We start from the raw sequence: 19,198 nt of genomic DNA on the forward strand, positions 1-19,198 counted from the left end.
CGTGTCGCTCTTGTCTGATTCGGCTCCGATTGGACTGCTGCCGCGCCGCCTCGCCTGGGATGTGTTGCAGGCGGTTGCGGCTGGGGCCTATGCCGATGTGGCGCTGGAGCGGGTGCTGCGGGAGCGGGACCTCAAGCCTTCTGATCGGGGATTGGTGACCGAGCTGGCCTATGGCGCGATCCGCCAACGGCGCACTCTCGATGCCTGGCTGGATCGGTTGGGCAAGGTGCCGGCCGAGAAGCAACCGCCCAAGCTGCGCTGGCTGTTGCATGTGGGGCTCTATCAACTGCTGTTGATGGAGCGGATTCCAGATTCAGCAGCGGTGAATACCGCTGTGGAATTGGCCAAAACCAGCAAGGGATTGGCCCGGCTAGCACCTGTGGTGAACGGGGTTCTTCGGGCGGCGCTGCGGACGCGTGAGGCCGGCGAAACCCTGCCATTGCCCAACGATTTGCCGGCTCAGCTCGCCCAGGCCCATTCCCTGCCGGATTGGTTCACCCAGTTGTTGGTCGAGTGGCGCGGTGCGGAGGGGGGCGCGGCGGTGGCCAGCGCCTGCAACCGCGTACCTGATCTGGATTTGCGGGTGAACCGGTTGCGATCGAGCCCTCTGCAGGTGCAGAAGGATCTCGCCGTGGCTGGCATCAGCAGCGAGCCCATCGTTGGCTGTCCTGACGGCCTGCGCATCTCAGGCCACAGCGGCGATCTGCGCCACTGGCCTGGTTATGCCGAGGGCCATTGGTGTGTGCAGGATTGTTCGGCGCAATCGATTGCACCTCTGCTCGATCCCCAGCCGGGAGATCGCATTCTGGATGCCTGCGCGGCTCCGGGGGGCAAAGCCACCCATTTGGCGGAGTTGGTGGGAGATCAGGCGGAGATCTGGGCTGTGGACCGTTCAGCCGGACGGCTGAAGCGCGTTGCGGCCAATGCCGCCCGGCTTGGCCTCGCCTCTATCAATGCCCTGGCTGCGGATGCTGCCAATCTTTTGGAGCAGCGCCCCCACTGGCGTGAATCCTTTCAGCGGATCCTGATCGATGCCCCCTGCTCAGGGCTGGGAACCCTGGCTCGTCACCCCGATGCCCGTTGGCGGGTGACGCCCCAATCCATTCGTGGTCTTTTGCCCCAACAACAAGCTCTCCTTGATGGGCTTTTGCCGTTGTTGGCTCCCCAAGGCGTGTTGGTGTACGCCACCTGCACCATTCATCCCGATGAAAATCAACAACAGATCCAGGCGTTGTTGAAGCGACATCCATGGCTCTGCCTGGAGCAGGAGAGCCAGCTCTGGCCGGATCAAGCCAGCGGAGGAGATGGCTTCTATTGGGCTGTGCTCAAGCGGGCTTAAGGCCTTGGATCAATCCCGCGTCCAGCGGCGTCCCTGGCGATCGACGCTCCTGCCTGGCGAGCTATCTCTCCAGAGATAGGGGATCTGGCGAGGCGGAGGCGCCAAGGGCGTGAGATCGGGCAGGTCGGTCTGCCCCGTCGGTTGAGCTCCATCAGGCTCGCCGCTGCCATTCCCCTTCTCTTGCTCTGGTTTGGTCTTCGGTGGCTTGGCGATCGTTTTCGGGTCGACAGCCAAGCGCACTTTGCGTTTCAGCTTGGGTTTGTCGGGGAAGTTTCGGACGGGGATCTCGTCCTTGATCTGGAGCATGAACTGTTTCCAAGCCCATGCCGCCTCGCCGCTGGTGCTCTTGGTGGCGCGGTCGTCGTCGTATCCGAACCAGACGCCTGTTGTGAGCTGAGGAATCGAACCGATGAACCAGAGATCACGGGTGTTCTCTGATGTTCCCGTTTTGCCTGCCACCTGTCGATCATCGAGTTTGGCGGCGATGCCGGTGCCGCCGGTCACCACCCGCTGCAGCATCCAGTTCATGGTGTCCGCCACATCACTATCAATCGCTCGCTTGCCTCGGTTGTCGCTCAGGCGCCGGCTCCAAAGCAGTTCATTCTTCGGTCCACGGATTTCCTCAAAGGGGCTGGGTGAGAAGAACACGCCGCGGTTGGCCATGCCGGCGTAGGCGGCGGTCATGTCGAGGATGGTTTGCTCGTAGGCCCCGATGGCCATGGGGTAGTACTTCCCGAGAGGCCGATCGGTGCCGATGTTGAAGTTGTTGGCAACCTCAATGACGGCATCAAATCCAACGATGTCCTGCAGTTGAACCGCCACCGTGTTGAGTGAGTTCTTCAGGGCATCGGCCAGGGAGATGTTGCCGTAATACTTGTTGCCGAAGTTTTTGGGGCAGTAGCCGTTCCAGCACCGCTTGGCATCAAACACTTTGGTTTCGGGCTTCATGCCCCGATCAATGGCCGCGGCGTAGGGAAACAGCTTGAAGGTGGAGCCCGGAGAGCGCAGCGCCAGGATGGTGCGGTTGAACTGACTCTTGGAGAAATCCTTGCCGCCCACCATCACCCGCACCAGTCCGTTGCCGGGATCGATCGAGACCATCGCCCCTTCTGTGTCGAAGGGGGCATTGGCTCGAATCACCTGCTGAGCTTTCTTTTGCCAGTCGAGATTCAGGCTGGTGCGCACCTTGACCCCACCCACCTCCAGTTGTTCGGGGGTTAAGAATTTGGGCAGCTCCTGGGCAATCCAGGTGGTGAAGTAAGGCGCTGAACTGTTGAAGTACTTGGGTGTTGCGGGCTTCAGGCCGAGGGGGCTGTTGCGACCGCGCTCTGCCTCGCTGGCGGAGATGAATCCGGACTGGGCCATGCGGTCCAGAACGATCGAGCGCTGTTCCTTGGCCAGATCCGGGTTCACCAGGGGTGAATAAATCGATGGCGCCGGCGGCAGCCCAGCGATCATGGCTGCCTCAGGAACCGTGAGCTGCTCCGGGGTTTTGGAGAAGTAGATCCAGGCCGCATCGGCGACGCCATAGGCGCCGGAGCCCAGGTAGACGTAGTTGAGGTACTGCTCGAGGATCTGTTGCTTGCTCAGCTGGCGCTCCAGCTTCATGGCCAGAGCCGCTTCCTTGAGTTTTCGCGTGATCGTGCGGTCTTGGCTCAAGAAGACGGTTCGAGCCAGCTGCTGGGTGATGGTGCTGGCCCCTTCCCGAACCGCCCCTTGGCGGACATTGGTGACGATGGCCCTGGCGATGCCCCAGCCATCAACACCGTCGTGCTGATAGAAGCGACGGTCTTCGGCAGCGATGAACGCCTCAGCCACCGTTGGCGGCATCGCACCGGGTTTCACCTTCTCCCGCGTGGCTGGCCCCAGCTTCTGGATCACCTTGCCGTTGGTGGAGAGCAGGGTGATCGTTCCCGGCCGATTGAAGCTGGCTATCCCCCGGGCATCCGGAAGCGTGGCATCCACCAGTTCCGTCAGGGCGCGCATGCTTAGAGCAGCGCCCACGCCCACTGCAGCTGCTGTGCCAGCGATCAGTGCCCAGTGCAGGCGGGAACGGTTCACATCACCTGGGTCAACGGGCTATGGCCCACGGCCAGAGCGGTTACCAGCATGCCGAGCACCAGGAAGGGCTGGGCACTGGCCTGATATTTCACGTCAAAGGCCACGGGGTCTCTCAGCAACCAGATGTCCTGGAAGGTGATCTGGGGAACGATCAACAGAACCAGTAGAACCGCTGCAAAATGCTGGCCGATCCCGATCAAGACGGCAACCATCGCCAGCTGAAAAACATCGATCATCGCGGCGCTGATCCAACTGGCGCGCTTGATGCCGAACACCACCGGCAACGATTGAAGACCGAGTTCAAGGTCGCCCTCAACGCTCTTGAAGTCGTTGACGACAGCAATGCCAAGGCCCGCAAGGCTGTAGGCCAGGGTGAGCAGTGCAGTGCCCCAGGTCAGCTGCCCAAACAGGGCCTGGCCGGCCCACCAGGGCAGGGCGATGTAGCTGGCGCCGAGGGCGTAGTTCCCCAGCCAACCGTTCTGCTTCAGCTTCAGCGGAGGTGCTGAATAGATGTAGCTCACAAACGAGCCACCCAGCGCCAGCAGAAACACCACAGGGGTGGTGTGGTCGGCCCAGAGGTCGAGTCCGTAGGACACGCCCAAACCGGCGAGCAGCAGCACCCAGATCTGCAGCTTCACCTGGCCCAGTGGAATCGCTCCCGACGGGATTGGCCGATACGGCTCGTTAATCGCGTCGATCTCGCGGTCGTAGTAGTCGTTGATGGTCTGGGTGAAGCCCGCCAGCAGGGGGCCGCTCATCAACATGCAGGCAAAGGCGGCGAGCACGTGATCCACACGCCACTCGTAGTTGCCGCTGGCTGCAGCACCACAGACCACCCCCCAGATCAAGGGGATCCAGGTGACCGGTTTCATCAGCTGCAGCCGCAGCTTCCAGATGTTGGTGGTGCCTGAGGCACCTTTCATCCCAAGCAGCTGACGCGCGTCGCTCACAGAGAAAGTCCTCAGGCGGCGGCGATTTCATCTTCGAAGAACCAGCTGGTGGAGCCATCGCTGAGCTCAACAACCACACCGATTCCTTTGCCGTCGACGGTGCGGAAATCCTTCACCGTGCCGTTGGCATCCTTCTTCAGAAGGTCAACCATGGCCTGGGGAATGCGATCACGCACGCGGGTCACGCGAACCTTGGAGCCGATCGAAATGGCGTCAGCCTGGGACATGGCCTGCGAGGCTTGGAGAGTGGCGCAACCCTAACAGTCGCTTTTGCGCCGAATCGATGGTTGCTCTGCGTCTGATTCCTTGCCTGGATGTCGCCCGGGGACGGGTGGTGAAAGGTGTCAATTTCGTTGGCCTGCGCGATGCCGGCGATCCAGTGGAGCTGGCTTGCCGTTACAGCCGGGCAGGGGCGGATGAACTCGTTTTCCTCGATATTGCAGCCAGTCATGAGGGGCGCGGCACCCTGATCGACATGGTGCGTCGCACAGCTGAATCGGTCACGATTCCTTTCACGGTTGGCGGTGGCATCAGCACCGTTGAAGGGATTACCGAGTTGTTGCGGGCCGGTGCCGACAAGGTGAGTCTCAACTCCTCGGCGGTGCGGCGGCCTGAGCTGGTGCGAGAGGGGGCCGATCAGTTCGGCTGCCAGTGCATCGTCGTGGCCATTGATGCCCGTCGTCGTGATGCCGGCGGCTGGGATGTGTACGTGAAGGGAGGCCGCGAGAACACGGGCCTCGATGTTGTGGAGTGGGCCCAGCGGGTGGCTGGCCTCGGGGCTGGAGAGATCCTGCTCACCTCCATGGATGGTGATGGCACCCAGGCTGGTTATGACCTCGCCCTGACCAGGGCCGTGGCCGATGCGGTCCCCATCCCGGTGATCGCCTCCGGTGGTGCGGGTTGCCTGGATCACATCGCTGAGGCGTTGGACGTGGGCCCCGAGGGAGGCCATGCTTCCGCAGCCTTGTTGGCCTCGTTGCTGCACGACGGTGTTCTCACCGTGGAACAGATCAAGCAAGATCTGCTTTCCCGTGGCCTGACGATCCGTCCATGAAGCCTGGTGATCCCGCGGCGGTGGAACAGCTGTTTGACGCTGTCGCTCCCCGCTACGACCGCCTCAACGATGTGCTCAGTTTCGGGTTGCATCGCCAGTGGAAACGTCAGTTGGTGCGCGCCCTCAAGCCGACTGCTGGCGAGCATTGGCTGGATCTGTGCTGCGGGACGGGGGACCTGGCCTTGGAACTGGGGCGCTGGGTCCGCCCCGCTGGTGCGGTGACCGGTCTGGATGCCGCCGCTGCTCCGCTTGAGCGCGCCCGCCAGCGCCAGCGCCAGCAGCCTTGGTTGCCGGTGACCTTCCAGCAAGGGGATGCCCTCGACACCGGACTGCCCAGTGCCTGCGCTGATGGTGCGGTGATGGCCTACGGATTGCGCAATCTCGCGGACCCCCTGCAGGGGCTGAAGGAACTGCGCCGGCTCTTGAAGCCCGGCGGGCGTGCCGGGGTGTTGGATTTCAACCGTCTGCCCCAGAGCGGCGCGGCGGCTGCCTTTCAGCGCTTTTATCTGCGTCGCCTGGTGGTTCCCGCTGCCGCCTCTGTGGGCTTACGGGAGGAATACGCCTACCTGGAGAAAAGCCTGGAGCACTTTCCTGCGGGGCCTGAACAGGAGCGGCTGGCACGGCAGGCGGGATTTGCCGAAGCGAACCACCGCTCGCTCGTGGCCGGGCAGATGGGCGTTTTGATCCTTAGGGCATGAATCTTCACCTGCGTCGCTTGCGACACACCCCGCTGCTGACGTAGGAAAGCTGAAGAGAACGTTAAGGGGAGGTTCCGGTTTGGCGTTTCCGCTGCCGAAGCTGCTGCCCCGCATTGAAGAGCTGCTTCAGGAAGTGCAGTGGCTGGATGGCCTGATCCTGATCACCGATTCCGACCGCGCCTGTTTCGTCTCCTTCTCGCAGGTGGATCCACTGTTGCGTCGCCTGCGCCAGCGCCCCAAGGGCCCTGAGGTCGCTGAAAAGCTCTGCATGTCCTTACTGGATTGCCATGGCAAGGGGGGTGCAAAGCCAGTCCTGGTCTTTCAGGGGGATGGCAGTTTCTGGCTCGGAATGATTGGTCCCAGCGGCAACAATCCGCATCGCCATCACGCCATCGCGCACCTGCACCGTTGCCTGGCTTTGGAGGGCTGACCGGCCACTGGGCAGAATCGGAACCCAGGACGCCCCGGCCCAGTGCATTTTCAGGACATCATCAGCACGCTCAACCGGTTCTGGGCAGACCAGGGATGTCTGTTGCTGCAGCCCTACGACACCGAAAAGGGTGCCGGCACCATGAGCCCCCACACGGTGCTCCGGGCCATTGGCCCGGAGCCCTGGGCCGTGGCCTATCCCGAACCCTGCCGTCGCCCCACCGATGGCCGTTATGGCGACAACCCCAACCGGGCCCAGCACTATTTCCAGTACCAGGTGCTGATCAAGCCATCCCCAGATGGCATCCAGGAGACCTATCTGGCGTCACTGGAGGCGTTGGGCATCAAGGCCGCTGACCACGACATCCGTTTCGTCGAAGACAACTGGGAGTCTCCAACCCTCGGCGCCTGGGGTGTGGGCTGGGAAGTGTGGCTCGACGGCATGGAGGTGACCCAGTTCACCTATTTCCAGCAGTGCGGCGGCATCGATTGCAAGCCCGTTTCGATTGAGATCACCTACGGGCTCGAGCGGCTGGCCATGTACCTCCAAGACGTGGAAAGCATCTGGGACCTCAGCTGGAACAGTGAGCGCAGTTACGGCGAGATCTGGCTGCCGTTTGAAAAGGGGCAGTGCCACTTCAACTTTGAGGCCTCCAATCCCGAGCGGCTCAAGCAGTTGTTCGCCATCTATGAAGCGGAAGCGGCAGATCTGATCGAGAAGCAGCTGCCGGCACCGGCCTTGGATTTCGTTCTGAAGTGCAGCCACACCTTCAACCTGCTGGAGGCCCGTGGCGTGATTTCCGTGACGGAGCGCACCGCCACCATTGGCCGCATCCGCAACCTGGCCCGCAAGGTGGCCGAGGCCTGGCTGGCGGAACGGGACGCCCTTGGTTTCCCGCTCTTGAAAGGGGGAACTCTCGAGACAGCGGCCTGATGGTTTCTGCGTCGACGTCGTTCTGCTGATGCCATTGCCCTCTGTCTTCTGGCGCTCTTTGTGCTTCGAGGGGTGCTGTGGGGGGCGCCAACGCCGAGCCGATCCGATCCATCTCGCCTGATCCAGACGCCACCGGCGGCCGTGGCGATCAGCGGGCGCTTGCTTGCCGATGTGCGCCGTTTTCCCTCGGGGTGTTCCGGTCTGTTGGAGGTGGATCGGGTTGAGGCTCGTCGGGTCGACGGGCGAACCGAGCTGGAGTTGCCTGAGTGCCCTGCACCCCTGCTGCAGGGCTGGCGAGTCCAGGCCACGGGGGTGTTGAGGCGTCCGCTGCCAGCGGCGCACCCGCTGTTGCCGGGATCGGCAGAACGTCTGGCCCGCCAAGGCAGTTGGAGTCAGCTGCGTGTCGAGAGCATCGAAGTGCTGCAGCGTCCATGGACGCCGTTGGCTGATCTGCGGCGCGATGTTGCTCAACGTCTGCAACAGGCCGTGGGGCCGCGGCGGGGCGGTTTCCTGGCTGCTCTGGTGCTGGGCAGCGCCCAGGTGCAGCTCCCGGAAGACATCCGAGCGGCGTTCCGCATGGCCGGCTTGTCCCATGCCCTGGCGGCATCGGGTTTTCACCTCTCCGTACTGCTCGGCAGTGTGCTGATGCTGGCCCGCCGCTGGCCTCCTGGCCTGCGGCTTCCCCTTGCGGCCACGGCGCTGCTGCTGTTTCTCTGCCTTGCTGGAGCCCAGCCATCGGTGGTGCGGGCGGTGCTGATGGCTGCGATGGCCTTGCTGACTCGAGAGGCAGGTCATCACAGCCGTCCAGTCGGTGTGTTGTTGTTGACGCTCAGCGGCATGTTGCTGTTGCGCCCGGCCTGGGCCCTATCGATTGGTTTTCAACTCAGTGCGGCGGCCACCGCTGGGCTGATCCTGACGGCTCCTCGTCTCGAGAACGCTGTTCAAGCGTGGTTGCCGGATCGCTGCCAGGGCCTGGCAGCAGCGTTGTCCATTCCTCTGGCGGCCTTGCTCTGGACGCTGCCGCTGCAGTTGCTCCACTTCGGTGCCATGCCGGTGTACGCCCTGGTGGCCAACCTTCTCGTTGGCCCGCTGCTGGCGCCGCTCACGCTGCTGGCCATGCTCTCGGCACTGTTGGTTCTCATGGGGCCTACGGCTGTGCTGCCCCTGCTGCTGTGGCCCATTCATCAGTTGGCGGGCCTGGTGATCACCATGGCCAGCTGGATCAGCCACTGGCCTGGGGCTCAACTGCTCACCGGACGTCCCCAGATGTGGGTGGTTGCCGTGCTGGTGCTGGGCTTGCTGCCATGGTTGCTGGGGGCAGGGCCCTGTCGCCGCTGCTGGTCGTTGATCCCCCTGGCAACCGCCCTGCTCGTCCACGGCCTCGTGCAGTTGGGCGATGGTTTGGTGACGGTGGAGCGGTTTGATCGTCACTGGTTGCTGGCTCGCCATCGTGGGCGTGCCGCTCTGGTGAGCACCCATGGCGATGCGCGCAGTTGCCGGATGGCCAAGAAGCTCGCCGCTGTGCACGGCCACGCCCGTCTGGACTGGGTGCTGCTTTTGGATCCTGTGGCCACAGACGTGCTGGCCTGCTGGCAAGCGCTGGCCCACCGCGTTGAGGCTCCCCAGCAAGGCCAAGCTCCCATCGCCATCGGCCAGGTGCTGCGGAGCGATGGCCTCTCGGTGCAGCGCCTGCAGTCTCGCTCTGGCGCACTGATGATGCGGGTGGGGCATCAGCGCTGGCAGCTGGTCCCAAGCCCTCAGGCACTGTGGGCACTGCAGCAACGGCAGCGATCAGAACCCCAGGACTTGATCACCGGAACCTGGCTGGGGTTTAAGCCTTCCGCCCCCCAGCGCCGTTGGCTTCTGAAGCATGGAGCGGGTTCCCGGGTCGTCGGCCTTTAAACTGCGGGGACGCCCGATGGCGTGTGGAGAGGTGGCAGAGTCCGGTTGATCGCGCACGACTCGAAATCGTGTAGGGGTAACACCCTCGTGGGTTCGAATCCCACCCTCTCCGTTCCAAGTACTTCCGCGAAGGGTCGTCTTCGTCCGTAATCGACTGCCCTGCAATGGATCTGGGCGAATTTAAAGCACGTAGTCGTTCGCAAGAGGACGTCTATGTCCAAATCCTGTGATGGGGTATGTGATGGGGTATTTCTCTTGCGTGATGGGGTATAAATTCTGTGATGGGGTATTGCTCGAATGGCACTTACAGACAGTGGTCTGAAGGCACTGCTTCCTAAGGAGAAGAAGTATCGCGTTTCAGTAGGCGATGCCCTGTATGTGCTCGTTTACCCGAATGGTGGCAAGTACTTCGTCTGGAAATATCGGTTTCCTCCAAACCGATCAGGTCAGTTCCGGGACTACCAAATCGGTCCTTATGGGAAGGGTCCAGGGAAGTGGACCCTCAAGCAGGCAAAGGACGAGGTCATTCGTCTGGATCAACTCCGCAAAGCAGGTGAGGACCCTCGTCTCCTGAAGTCGGAGAGCAAGAAGGAACTGATCAAGCAGGCGACAACCCCTTCATTGATCAAGGCAGCAGAGGGGTTCCTGGATCGATCCAAGAGCAAACCCAGCACGGTCAAGGACTACCGCAACATGCTGTTCAACCAAGTGCTGCCTGTACTTGGTCCTGACACTCCTGTGAACCGTTTGGAGTGGAGCAATGGGGGTAGGCAGCAAGTCTTGTCCCTTAAGGAATCCATTGAGGAGAGAGGGTCTCTGTATCAGTCGGACAAGTGCCTGATGGTGATGAGGGGGATGTTCGACTACGCAATCGACAGGGGTTGGATGCAACCTCCCAACCCTGCAATGGGGTCGAAGCAGGCGAAGTCAAAGCACAAACCCAAACCCAACCCTTCCTTGGAGTGGGGGCAGTTACCCAAGTTCTTTGAGGACCTGGAACGCAATGAACCAGGTGCCTCTCTGGTGACCTTGCTTGCGGTCAAGGTTCTGGTGATGACCTTCTTGCGTGGTGGATCACTCACTCCTGCTCGGTGGGAGGAGTTCGACCTCAAGAAGGACCTATGGACGATTCCTGCTGACCGGATGAAGACGGGTAGAGAGCATCAGGTCCCTTTGACAGACCCTTTCAAAGACGTTCTCAAGAAACTTCGATCATTCAACGGTGACCAAGAGTTTGTGTTCTTCAGTCCCCGAGGTCGGACGTTTCAGCACATCCATCGGGACTCCTTAAACAATCACCTCAAGAACATGGGATACAAGGGTCTGACCACTGCTCATGGGTTCAGGCACCTTGCTCTGACTGCTGGTCAAGAGGTGCTCAAGGTCGACCACGAAATTATCCAGAGGCAGATGGCACACACCTTTGGAGACAAGATCCGTGGTTCCTATGACAAGAGTCAGATGATGGAGGAACGACGGGACTTCATGGTTGCCTGGTCTGATGCCCTAGTGGAACAAGGGTTAATCACATAAAAGTATCGATGATTACTCATGCCGGTTATCACCTCCTGACGGTTATCACTAAAGACCATTGCTCACAGAAAGCACAACGTTAACTTTACGGTTAACAGACTTTAGTTGTAGTTCGGTGGATTTACTTCAACGAATGAGGATTGTTGGTAGCGGATTAATCATTGCTGCCTATTTCATCACTCTGAATCTTGATGTTGTGACTGGTGTTGCTGTTCACCTGGCAGCAATGATTATCTCAGTGCCTTATTTCATTAAATCGAAGGCATGGGATGTTGTGATCATGATGACTTTCCTGATGACGATAGGGGCAGGAAGACTTACGACTGCGGCGATATAATCAATCTCTTTTTAGTTGCGCAAAGTTGTCGACCAGTTCTATCTGACAAAGAGGTTGGTAGGGATCTTCTGCGCGACTTGGTGTATGACGGAAAATTTTGAGATGCTTCTTGTCTGCTGCCAGATATAAACCACCTTCACCACACATGCAGATCTCAAAGTCCTGCGTCTCATTTCTGCTGATAACGATCTGTCTATTGCCGTCTTCTAGTCTCTTAAAGTCCATAAGTTTAACGTATATTCTATACTAATTATATCGCAAATTTGTCTGTTAATCCGTTATTCTGTTGTATTGGATTCAATTAAAAACCTTTTTAAATATACTTGCGTGATGCATCTAAGTCTGCACTCTAAAGAAAAAAGTGCCGCAGAGATGCAGATTTATATAAATAATAGTGTGCCTGACTTTATTTTACCTTATATTATCTAAAAACAGGGGATTTTGTTGAGTTTGCACAAAAAATCCCCTCCCAAAAATGGAAGGGGAAATCATGACAGAAAGGAAGGGGTTCTGTTCGTATTTAGCGGAACTAGTTGGAGACTACAAGTCAAAACTTGACGATGAGAATCTTGACTGGTTACATCCTTTTTTAGAAGAGGAACTCTGCAAACAAGAAACCAAATTACGAAACATCAGGGAAGCAAGTTTATGCGTACACTACCAAAAGGAAAGCAAATCACCGTCCATTTCAGCGAAGACGAACTTTGCCTTTTAGAAGCATTTGATCTTATGCGGAAGAAAGAGTATTCCACTCGTTCTGCGTGGATCAAAAACAAGATCTATAAGGCACTGCCTGAAACAGTCCAAGAGAATATGATGGTTGCCTCATGAGTAAGCAAGTTAAGGTTGACGATCCAACTAATTCAATGTTGTTGGAGTTATCAAAGAAGCATGCCATGACTCCAACTGCAGTGTTGGAAAGTTTGGTGGCAATGATGTATCAGCAGATGAAGAGGACCGGTAAGAAGGTTCTCTAACCGTGTTCCAACAGATTAACGAATTAACAAACCCAATCGAGGTAAAAGATGTATTCAGATCCAAATGAAAGAAACATGAGAGACATGCGTCAGTGGAACCCACTTATTGGAAAGGTTTTCTGGCAAACCCACCCTGATGATTCCAAGCAAGGTAGGACCATTCGGATGCAATAAAATATTTTTGCGGACAAAATTACGCCACAAATAACCAATTGGATTGTCTCCACGAAACCAGATGGAATGGAGGAGATTAATCCAAGACTGCTGAGTTCACTGACAATGCAAAATGCTTTCTCTAGTGGTCTTCATTAGTTCACTGCAGGGAAGGGCATGGACAAGGAAATCGAACCTTCAGTATTCGAAGGAGTGCTAACAATCATTTTTGAAGTTGCAGCAATAATGACTAAGAAAAGAAAGAGCAAAAGCAAAAGGGTGAAGGCAATTTCCCCTGATCAAATAGACAAGACTGTTGATGCTCCGAGTGCTGATAAACCTGAATCAGATGAGAACCTGATTTATGTCGGAGGTAATGCTCTGTATCATGAAGCAAAAGAGAACGGCAAGTACCCGACTAAGTCGTTTAAAGAATTTCGTGAGCAAGCAAACTTATCCCTTCTTTCTGAGAAAAAAAGTCGTAGGAAGAAGAAGGGGAAAAGACCAGGAGCAGAACCAATGGATGATCGTTCTCAGAAAATTCGAGATCTGAAAAATGACGACTCCATTTGGAAAGGACTGGAGTAGGGAATCGGGATAAAATCGATCCAACTACACCCTTGATGCATGGGTCTCCGTTCGGAACTCTGGGACCTGACCAAGATCCTGGTCAAGTTTCCGTTCTCGATGCTCAAAGCAGTTTGGGAGGGAGTGACGGAAGGTCTGCAGGAGGGTTTCGAAGAGGGTCGGAAGAAGGACAAGAGGGACAAACTGTTAACAGGAGACCTGAGTGATCCCGCGTGGAAGTCGGTTGGTGCCTCCACATACAAGTGGGTCTCTCCCAGCAAGGCACTTGCTGCTGCTCCAGAGTTGGAGGAGGCAAAGGTTGCCCCCAAGGAACCAGAGATCGACGTTCTAGAGGAGGAGCAGCGTCCACTCCTCTGTGAGAAGTTTCTGGTCAAGGACTACCTCCTGATCGATTACGTCGACAAGTCAGGCAATGCCACCAGGAGGCGTATCCGTGTTGAGGAGGTCTATGCCTATGACGACGGGGTCTTCGTCCTTCGTGCATGGTGCCTTCTTCGCAAGGGGTATCGGACCTTTGTCAGCACCCGTCTAAAGGGATGTCGTGATGCCTTCTCCAAAGAGACCATCTATGACCTTCTCTTCCGTCTGAAGCAACGTTCGCATTCAGATCCAGGGAACGTCGCCAAGGAGATCCTTGAGGACCTGACCCTGGAGATCGGTATCGCCATCTACTCGTTGATGAACTACTCAACGGGCAAGGGGTATGAGAAGCGATACGTCAGCGGAAAGAAGAAGACTGCTTTGGTGGATTGGGTTTTGGGGCAATCCATGGTGCAATCTCTGCTGGCGACTCTGGATGCCGATAAGCGCAGCGAAGTGGAGGACTTGATTAGGGAGTCCATCGGTGAGCAGAAGGTCACCCAGAGCAGTTATGAGACCTATGCCCGGGCAATGAAGAGGAGTCGATCTTCCTATGACCGTTATGAGGTCAGACGACAGGACCTCATTCTCTTTGTGGAGGAGACCCTGGAAGGTGAAGGTGCCAAGGACACTGCGGTCACCCGTCTTAGGGAGGATCTTCTAGATCCGTCCTTCCGAATCGGGAAGGAGATGGACAAGGAGAAGTTCCAGAAGGAGTTCGACAAGGTCAAGAAGAACTCCAAGAAGGCAGAGCAGAAGTACAAGAGCAAGAAGAAGGAAGAGGTCGTCTCCAAGCGATACAGACGCTATGAGCGTGGTGAACCTGCTCGTCTTCTTGCTCTGGAGGTTGCACTGCGGTGTCTGGAGGACTCCCTTGATGATGAACGTGTCCTCATTGGCAAGGACGAATTCGAGGAACGGATCAGGGGTGAGGTCGCCCAATCGTTCAAGGCGGAAGAGTTGAAGCAGGCAGGTGAGATGTTCCGTAAGCGGGTTGGACACGGCATCAGCACTGCCTACTGTGCCTTTGGATTACGCAAGGCAAACCGTTCCTGGTTCACGGATTCAACGGGTAAGTCCTGGTTGGATCTTCAGACCCGTAACAAGGCGGACTGATCGAAGCAAACACGAGGGTGTGGGAGGCACCACAAGGATTTCCGAACGGTCAAGGACAACGCGCATTCGCATTGAATGGTTTCTCTCCCTCAACTGAGGGAGGGCAAACCCCAGACGCAGAGGCGACAATGGGAGGAAGCGACTAGTCCCAGTGACCGACTCAGCGACCTTCACCACCCCCGAAGCAGGCGATGAGGACTTGGGGGATCTGCTGCTGGAGGTGCTCCCTGGCGATGGCAGCAAGATGGGCAACCAGACAGCACGACAGCAGTTGAAGAGGTCTCCTCAGAGAAGTTACAGAGAGATGGGGGCAACGGAGCATGGGGGCATTGGTTAACAAACCGCCTTAAGGGTTGCCACTCAGATCCCGTAAGGTTCATACAGAGGGTACGCAGACACCAAGTGCAGACAAAGGTCTGCGAAGAAAAGGTGCCAGATCTATACAAGTGGACCATACTGTGTAACAACAGCACTCCTCAAGGATGAACGGTCTGCTTGCTGCGATGGCGGTTGCAAACCCTGTAATCACTGCACTTCTGACAATTATTGTCTTCTTAGAAAAAGACAAATTACGGAAAAGATCCGTAGACATTGAAACAGCACTTAAAGATGGAAATGCGTCAGTCGTCAAGACTATTGAGGCACAGAAGCAGGACTTCACAAATATCGCTGACAGATTAGAAGCACTATCTAAAGATTCAGAAAAGTCAGCAGCAACCTTTATTGGACTCTCAACCGCCCTTACGGATAGTTCGGCAGTGAGCGCAAAAGCACTTGGAGGCGTAACTGAAGGACTTCAGTTACATGCCACATCAGTGGCAGAATTGGTTACGGATCTTTCAACAAAGGTCTCCACAGCAAGTACTACAGCGATTGGAGAACTAGGCAAGAAGACAGCGGATGCGATCAATAAAGTTGCCGATCAGGTCGCCAGGGTTGAGGCAGCACAAGTCGCCAGCAAGGAGGCATCAACTCTTGCAGTCAGCGAACTAGGCACAAAGAATGCCGAGTCATTGCTGGCAGTGAGTGAAGAAATCAAAAAGGTTGAGGCAGCACAAGTCGCCAGCAAGGAGGCATCTACCCAGGCAATTTCTGAACTAACACTCAAGAACACAGATTTATCAACTAAGTTTAGTGATACAAGTGCCAATGCAATTGATGAACTGAGCAATAAGACAGCAGAAATACTCAAGTCAGTGACAGAACAAGTTGCCAGGGTTGAGGCAACACAAGTCGCCAGCAAGGAAGTATCATTGCAGGCGATTGCTGATCTCGCAACAAAGACCTCAGAATCACTGAAACAGATTGCAGAAGAAGTGAAGCGTGTAGAGACAGCACAAGCAGAATCAGCAAAAACTTCCTCAGATTTGATTGCAAAACTAACTCTAGAAATCAGTCATACGAGTAAATCAATCAAGGAATTACAGGAAACACTCAAGAGTACCGTGACACTTTGAAGAAATGTCTAGAACACTAAGCGAGCGATATCTTCTCTATCTGAGAGATATGAGCAAGAAGGTTGTGTTTGGTTCTGGCGCAGCGGGCGACTATTCACAGGTCCTAATAACAACATCACGCAGGAAATCGCAAAAGAAGTTCCAACGCATAACTGATTTGCACTTGAATCAGGTTATGAGTAGTGGAACTGAGGGATATCGAAGAGAATTAGATCAGGAAAAGATAGGCAACGGAATTTTCTGTGGTGTAGGGATCCTTGCTGGCACCTACACAAAGCGCGTTGGTAGTAAAAGCAATCTGCGATTAATTGCTGCCCCGACGATCTACGGTCAGGTTGTCTTTGAGGACAGTGGGGAGGCGGAAGTTACAGAGTGGGTAGTGAACTATGACATTGCAACTGCTCTTATCGGGAGAAATGCCGATGAAGAAGAAGAAGCATATGCTGCGTTTGACCCCGAAGCAAGTCAGACGGGAGGTCAGATCGTTCAAGAGATTGAGGATATATTAGAAAGTGTTAGCACCAAGGATCTTGGCAGTGTGCTTCCGCTATCGGAGAAGTATTTAAGTGGTTTCAAGGAAATCACAGAAACCACTTGCGAACGAGTTGAGACTCCCTTGCACTGTGTAGAAGCAGCGATTGAAGCGAGGGATGTTCAAAAGGTTAGAAAATTCTTTTTCTGCCCTGGAGACTGGATATTTTTTGCTCCTGTTCCTCCTGGACTCAGCACATATAGAGCACTGGACGATCTTGCGAGGGAGGTGGGGTCATGACGACAACACTGGAGCGATTACTAGAGTCTGTATTCAGCGGCAAGAAGTTTGAGTCAGAACACACACCAGTTACTGAGGAGCAAATCTTCAATATCCTCGCGAGACTTCCATACTCACTGTCTAAATCCCAGCGGACGGCAATCTATCGAGCACTAAGAAATGATATTTCCTACATCCAAGGACCTCCTGGTACAGGTAAGTCATTTACGATTTCTGCGCTTGCGATAGCGGCAGGTGAACTAGGTCTGAAGGTTCTTGTTGCGTCACAAAAGACTCCAGCGGTTGACATTGTTTACGAGAAGGTAACAGAGGTACTGGGGGACGCTGCGTGTCTGTATATCTCGGATGATCAACAACGAAAACAGAACACCCGAGGAATTATTGACCGCTTACTAAGCAAGGCAACGGATTATCAGACAACAAGTGAAGAGAGTGAACTCAGACGTCTGTCTGACCATGTGGATAATCTCGTTGCGGAGCGACTTGACTACGCAAAGAGAATTCAGGAGTATGAATCAGAATTGCGTCATTATTATGATACGAATCAAGTAGCACAAGATTCTCGCCAAGTACTTAAAGAGGACTTTGGTCTGCCCGAGATTTCGGTAAAAAAGATTAATCTGCTGCGAGGGAACGAGACTAAAGAAAAGGCAAAGTTGCTACTCAATGAGTGCCGAAGTATTCGGGAAGAGTCAAGAAAGTCTGGCGGAACGACTACACTTGAGAATGGAGCGCGATTGAAGATTCTCTCAAGTGCTGTACTACGAGCACTTGATTTTGAAATTGAGTACTACAAAAAGTACCAAGAAGAAATTCTTGTTAGGACATTAACTTACTCTTCCAACCTTGCAGATGCCCAGGCAATACAACGAGTAATTAAGGGGCAACCTCTTGAGGTCACACGCAAGACATTTGACAGAAGGAATTCAGAGTTATACCCGAGAGACCCAAAGGATTCAGTTTTAGCAGAGTACCTGGCATCGCATCACTCTGTACGAATCAACAAACTTCTGCAAGGCAAGGAGTATAGAGATGCTTTAGATGCGTTTCACAGAAGACTTAGGTGGAAGAATGCCAGAAGAGCAAGGTCCGCAAACGCCAAGATTAATTTTGACCTTCTTTTTAAAATCTTTCCGATTGTGATGGGAGAAATCAAGTCTTTGCATCCTTATTTGCCCTTCAAAGAAGAGTCAATTGATCTACTGATACTGGACGAAGCATCACAAGTCAATCTCGCAGAGATCTTCCCCATCCTATTTAGGGCAAAAAGATTCTGCATTGTTGGTGACCACAATCAACTTGGGATCAAAGCAGGTGGCGTGATATTCATAAGTAAGGTTTTTGAGAAGTTGACTTGGCAAAAACAATTCGCTGGTCTTCCTGGATACCCCCTGGATTTTAAGTCAGCACAAGACAGGGATCTTCTGGTTTCTGAATCATCTATCCTTGATCTAATAAGAAATGATCTGAATCCTGTTACTGCTGCGCCAGTACTTCTTAACGAACACTTCAGATCGTTGCCCATGCTCGCTGAATTCACGAGCGAGCAGTTTTATAAAGATGAGAGTCCTGACTCGGGACTACGGATCATGACTGCAGTTCCTGATAAGAAAGCACTCAATGCATTTATGGATATAGAGGTATCAACTAAGAGAGAGGAGAACTCACAGATTAACAAAGGGGAAGTTGATAAGGCGTTTGAAGTGATTCAGTCATTTGCGAAGGTCTTGCCGACAGATCTCACTAGAGAGGTTTTTGAAATACCCCAATTGTATGGCAAACCGATTTCTGTAGGTGTCGTCTGCTTTATAAGAGAGCAAGTGAACTTTATGAAAGAGGAAGTCCTGCGTCGGTTGACCGACGAGCAGCAGGAACGGATATCACTGATGATCGGAACTCCAGAAGAATTCCAGGGCAATGAAAGGGATGTAATGATATTCACTCCTGCGATTGACGAAGAGCAAAAGAGATCAAAAGCATTTATGGAAGACCGACGTCGATTTAATGTCGCGACAAGCAGGGCAAAGTACTTTAAGTACTTTATTCATGGCAAACTTCCGTCAAACATGCTTCTAATGCAGCAGATGCTTACAAAGATGGGGCAAGGTAAGAGTGATATCAAAGAGATGGACAAAGGTTATCTTCCTATTGGTTGGACATACAAGAAGTCTGAATGCGAATCTAATTTTGAATTGGTTGTAGCAGGTGTACTTGAGGATCTCATCGCAAGAGAGTACCCCACTCAATTATCGCTCTACAACCAGGTTTATACCTGCGGATTCAGACTGGACTTTGTTGTGTATGACAAAACCACTAAAAAAGCGGTAGGGATTGAGGTTGATGGAAAACACCATTACTTTGATGATGGCAGTAGTTATACAGATGAACATCTAGAGCGGGCGAATGCTCTAAAAAGAGCGGACTGGTCAATCAAGTACTTGCCCTACTGGAACTGGTTCCAGGACGGTTGGATTGAGAGTGATGCCGCCGCAGCAAATGATTTGCGTGAATTTATTCGTGACTTCTTTGGGTAACGAC

At 54.8% G+C, this 19,198-nt stretch carries 17 protein-coding genes and 1 tRNA gene; 15 read left to right on the forward strand and 3 right to left on the reverse strand.

What is annotated here, in order from left to right; genetic code table 11:
• Position 1: 1 nt before the first annotated feature.
• Positions 2 to 1,339 (forward strand): 16S rRNA (cytosine(967)-C(5))-methyltransferase, encoded by a 1,338-nt coding sequence (locus tag SynRS9907_RS03865; RefSeq protein WP_188021868.1) that lies wholly within the window; start codon positions 2 to 4, stop codon positions 1,337 to 1,339.
• A gap of 9 nt (positions 1,340 to 1,348) precedes the next feature.
• On the opposite strand, the gene SynRS9907_RS03870 is transcribed toward SynRS9907_RS03865, so the two are convergent.
• Genes SynRS9907_RS03870 through SynRS9907_RS03880 form a run of 3 tightly spaced genes read right to left on the reverse strand, consistent with a single transcriptional unit; the run spans position 1,349 to position 4,577 of the window.
• Positions 1,349 to 3,400 carry a transglycosylase domain-containing protein gene (locus SynRS9907_RS03870; protein WP_188021869.1) on the reverse strand — a complete coding sequence of 684 codons (2,052 nt, stop codon included), beginning with the start codon at positions 3,398 to 3,400 and terminating at the stop codon, positions 1,349 to 1,351.
• The gene (chlG, locus tag SynRS9907_RS03875; protein ID WP_188021870.1) at positions 3,397 to 4,350 is read right to left on the reverse strand and encodes a chlorophyll synthase ChlG; all 954 of its coding nucleotides are present in this window, start codon (positions 4,348 to 4,350) and stop codon (positions 3,397 to 3,399) included. Before chlG ends, SynRS9907_RS03870 begins: the two co-directional genes overlap by 4 nt.
• An 11-nt stretch (positions 4,351 to 4,361) precedes the next feature.
• Positions 4,362 to 4,577 carry a DUF2862 domain-containing protein gene (locus tag SynRS9907_RS03880; RefSeq protein ID WP_114988478.1) on the reverse strand — a complete coding sequence of 72 codons (216 nt, stop codon included), beginning with the start codon at positions 4,575 to 4,577 and terminating at the stop codon, positions 4,362 to 4,364.
• A gap of 56 nt (positions 4,578 to 4,633) precedes the next feature.
• Here SynRS9907_RS03880 and hisF point away from each other — a divergent pair, with 56 nt between their 5' ends.
• From hisF to SynRS9907_RS03945, 14 genes are all read left to right on the forward strand, one after another.
• Positions 4,634 to 5,404, forward strand: coding sequence for an imidazole glycerol phosphate synthase subunit HisF (gene hisF / locus SynRS9907_RS03885; protein ID WP_186509032.1), 771 nt, complete (start codon positions 4,634 to 4,636; stop codon positions 5,402 to 5,404).
• Positions 5,401 to 6,102 carry a bifunctional demethylmenaquinone methyltransferase/2-methoxy-6-polyprenyl-1,4-benzoquinol methylase UbiE gene (ubiE, locus tag SynRS9907_RS03890; protein WP_188021871.1) on the forward strand — a complete coding sequence of 234 codons (702 nt, stop codon included), beginning with the start codon at positions 5,401 to 5,403 and terminating at the stop codon, positions 6,100 to 6,102. Before hisF ends, ubiE begins: the two co-directional genes overlap by 4 nt.
• Before the next feature lie 79 nt (positions 6,103 to 6,181).
• The gene (locus tag SynRS9907_RS03895) at positions 6,182 to 6,532 is read left to right on the forward strand and encodes a hypothetical protein (protein WP_114988475.1); all 351 of its coding nucleotides are present in this window, start codon (positions 6,182 to 6,184) and stop codon (positions 6,530 to 6,532) included.
• A 42-nt stretch (positions 6,533 to 6,574) separates the two neighbouring features.
• Positions 6,575 to 7,465: a glycine--tRNA ligase subunit alpha gene (glyQ, locus tag SynRS9907_RS03900; protein WP_188021872.1), complete on the forward strand. Its 891-nt coding sequence runs from the start codon at positions 6,575 to 6,577 to the stop codon at positions 7,463 to 7,465.
• Positions 7,466 to 7,471: 6 nt separating this feature from the next.
• Positions 7,472 to 9,367 (forward strand): ComEC/Rec2 family competence protein, encoded by a 1,896-nt coding sequence (locus SynRS9907_RS03905; protein ID WP_188022351.1) that lies wholly within the window; start codon positions 7,472 to 7,474, stop codon positions 9,365 to 9,367.
• Positions 9,368 to 9,392: 25 nt separating this feature from the next.
• Positions 9,393 to 9,479: transfer RNA gene (locus tag SynRS9907_RS03910), tRNA-Ser, on the forward strand.
• Between the two features lie 185 nt (positions 9,480 to 9,664).
• A complete protein-coding gene (locus tag SynRS9907_RS03915; RefSeq protein WP_188021873.1) occupies positions 9,665 to 10,900 on the forward strand; it encodes a site-specific integrase in 1,236 nt (411 codons plus the stop codon).
• A 115-nt stretch (positions 10,901 to 11,015) separates the two neighbouring features.
• Entirely contained in the window at positions 11,016 to 11,237 is a 222-nt protein-coding gene (locus SynRS9907_RS13915; RefSeq protein WP_223157670.1) for a hypothetical protein, read from the forward strand.
• 1,307 nt (positions 11,238 to 12,544) lie between these two features.
• Positions 12,545 to 12,955: a hypothetical protein gene (locus SynRS9907_RS03920; protein WP_188021874.1), complete on the forward strand. Its 411-nt coding sequence runs from the start codon at positions 12,545 to 12,547 to the stop codon at positions 12,953 to 12,955.
• A gap of 39 nt (positions 12,956 to 12,994) precedes the next feature.
• The gene (locus tag SynRS9907_RS03925) at positions 12,995 to 14,431 is read left to right on the forward strand and encodes a transcriptional regulator (protein ID WP_188021875.1); all 1,437 of its coding nucleotides are present in this window, start codon (positions 12,995 to 12,997) and stop codon (positions 14,429 to 14,431) included.
• A 151-nt stretch (positions 14,432 to 14,582) separates the two neighbouring features.
• Entirely contained in the window at positions 14,583 to 14,768 is a 186-nt protein-coding gene (locus SynRS9907_RS03930) for a hypothetical protein (RefSeq protein ID WP_188021876.1), read from the forward strand.
• 145 nt (positions 14,769 to 14,913) lie between these two features.
• Positions 14,914 to 15,888, forward strand: coding sequence for a hypothetical protein (locus SynRS9907_RS03935; RefSeq protein ID WP_188021877.1), 975 nt, complete (start codon positions 14,914 to 14,916; stop codon positions 15,886 to 15,888).
• A gap of 49 nt (positions 15,889 to 15,937) precedes the next feature.
• On the forward strand, positions 15,938 to 16,660 hold the full coding sequence (locus tag SynRS9907_RS03940) for a hypothetical protein (protein ID WP_188021878.1): 723 nt from the start codon (positions 15,938 to 15,940) through the stop codon (positions 16,658 to 16,660).
• Positions 16,657 to 19,194, forward strand: coding sequence for an AAA domain-containing protein (locus SynRS9907_RS03945; RefSeq protein WP_188021879.1), 2,538 nt, complete (start codon positions 16,657 to 16,659; stop codon positions 19,192 to 19,194). Before SynRS9907_RS03940 ends, SynRS9907_RS03945 begins: the two co-directional genes overlap by 4 nt.
• Positions 19,195 to 19,198: the final 4 nt, after the last annotated feature.

Origin of the sequence: Synechococcus sp. RS9907 (assembly GCF_014279615.1) — a bacterium.
Taxonomy (GTDB): domain Bacteria; phylum Cyanobacteriota; class Cyanobacteriia; order PCC-6307; family Cyanobiaceae; genus Parasynechococcus.

What these genes read in the sequence shown, in the direction of transcription:
- SynRS9907_RS03880 (WP_114988478.1), bottom strand. Translation starts at nt 4,577, where the DNA reads ATGTCCCAGGCTGACGCCATTTCGATCGGCTCCAAGGTTCGCGTGACC.
- hisF (WP_186509032.1), top strand. Translation starts at nt 4,634, where the DNA reads ATGGTTGCTCTGCGTCTGATTCCTTGCCTGGATGTCGCCCGGGGACGG.
- ubiE (WP_188021871.1), top strand. Translation starts at nt 5,401, where the DNA reads ATGAAGCCTGGTGATCCCGCGGCGGTGGAACAGCTGTTTGACGCTGTC.
- SynRS9907_RS03915 (WP_188021873.1), top strand. Translation starts at nt 9,665, where the DNA reads ATGGCACTTACAGACAGTGGTCTGAAGGCACTGCTTCCTAAGGAGAAG.
- SynRS9907_RS03920 (WP_188021874.1), top strand. Translation starts at nt 12,545, where the DNA reads ATGGACAAGGAAATCGAACCTTCAGTATTCGAAGGAGTGCTAACAATC.
- SynRS9907_RS03925 (WP_188021875.1), top strand. Translation starts at nt 12,995, where the DNA reads ATGGGTCTCCGTTCGGAACTCTGGGACCTGACCAAGATCCTGGTCAAG.
- SynRS9907_RS03935 (WP_188021877.1), top strand. Translation starts at nt 14,914, where the DNA reads ATGAACGGTCTGCTTGCTGCGATGGCGGTTGCAAACCCTGTAATCACT.
- SynRS9907_RS03940 (WP_188021878.1), top strand. Translation starts at nt 15,938, where the DNA reads ATGAGCAAGAAGGTTGTGTTTGGTTCTGGCGCAGCGGGCGACTATTCA.
- SynRS9907_RS03945 (WP_188021879.1), top strand. Translation starts at nt 16,657, where the DNA reads ATGACGACAACACTGGAGCGATTACTAGAGTCTGTATTCAGCGGCAAG.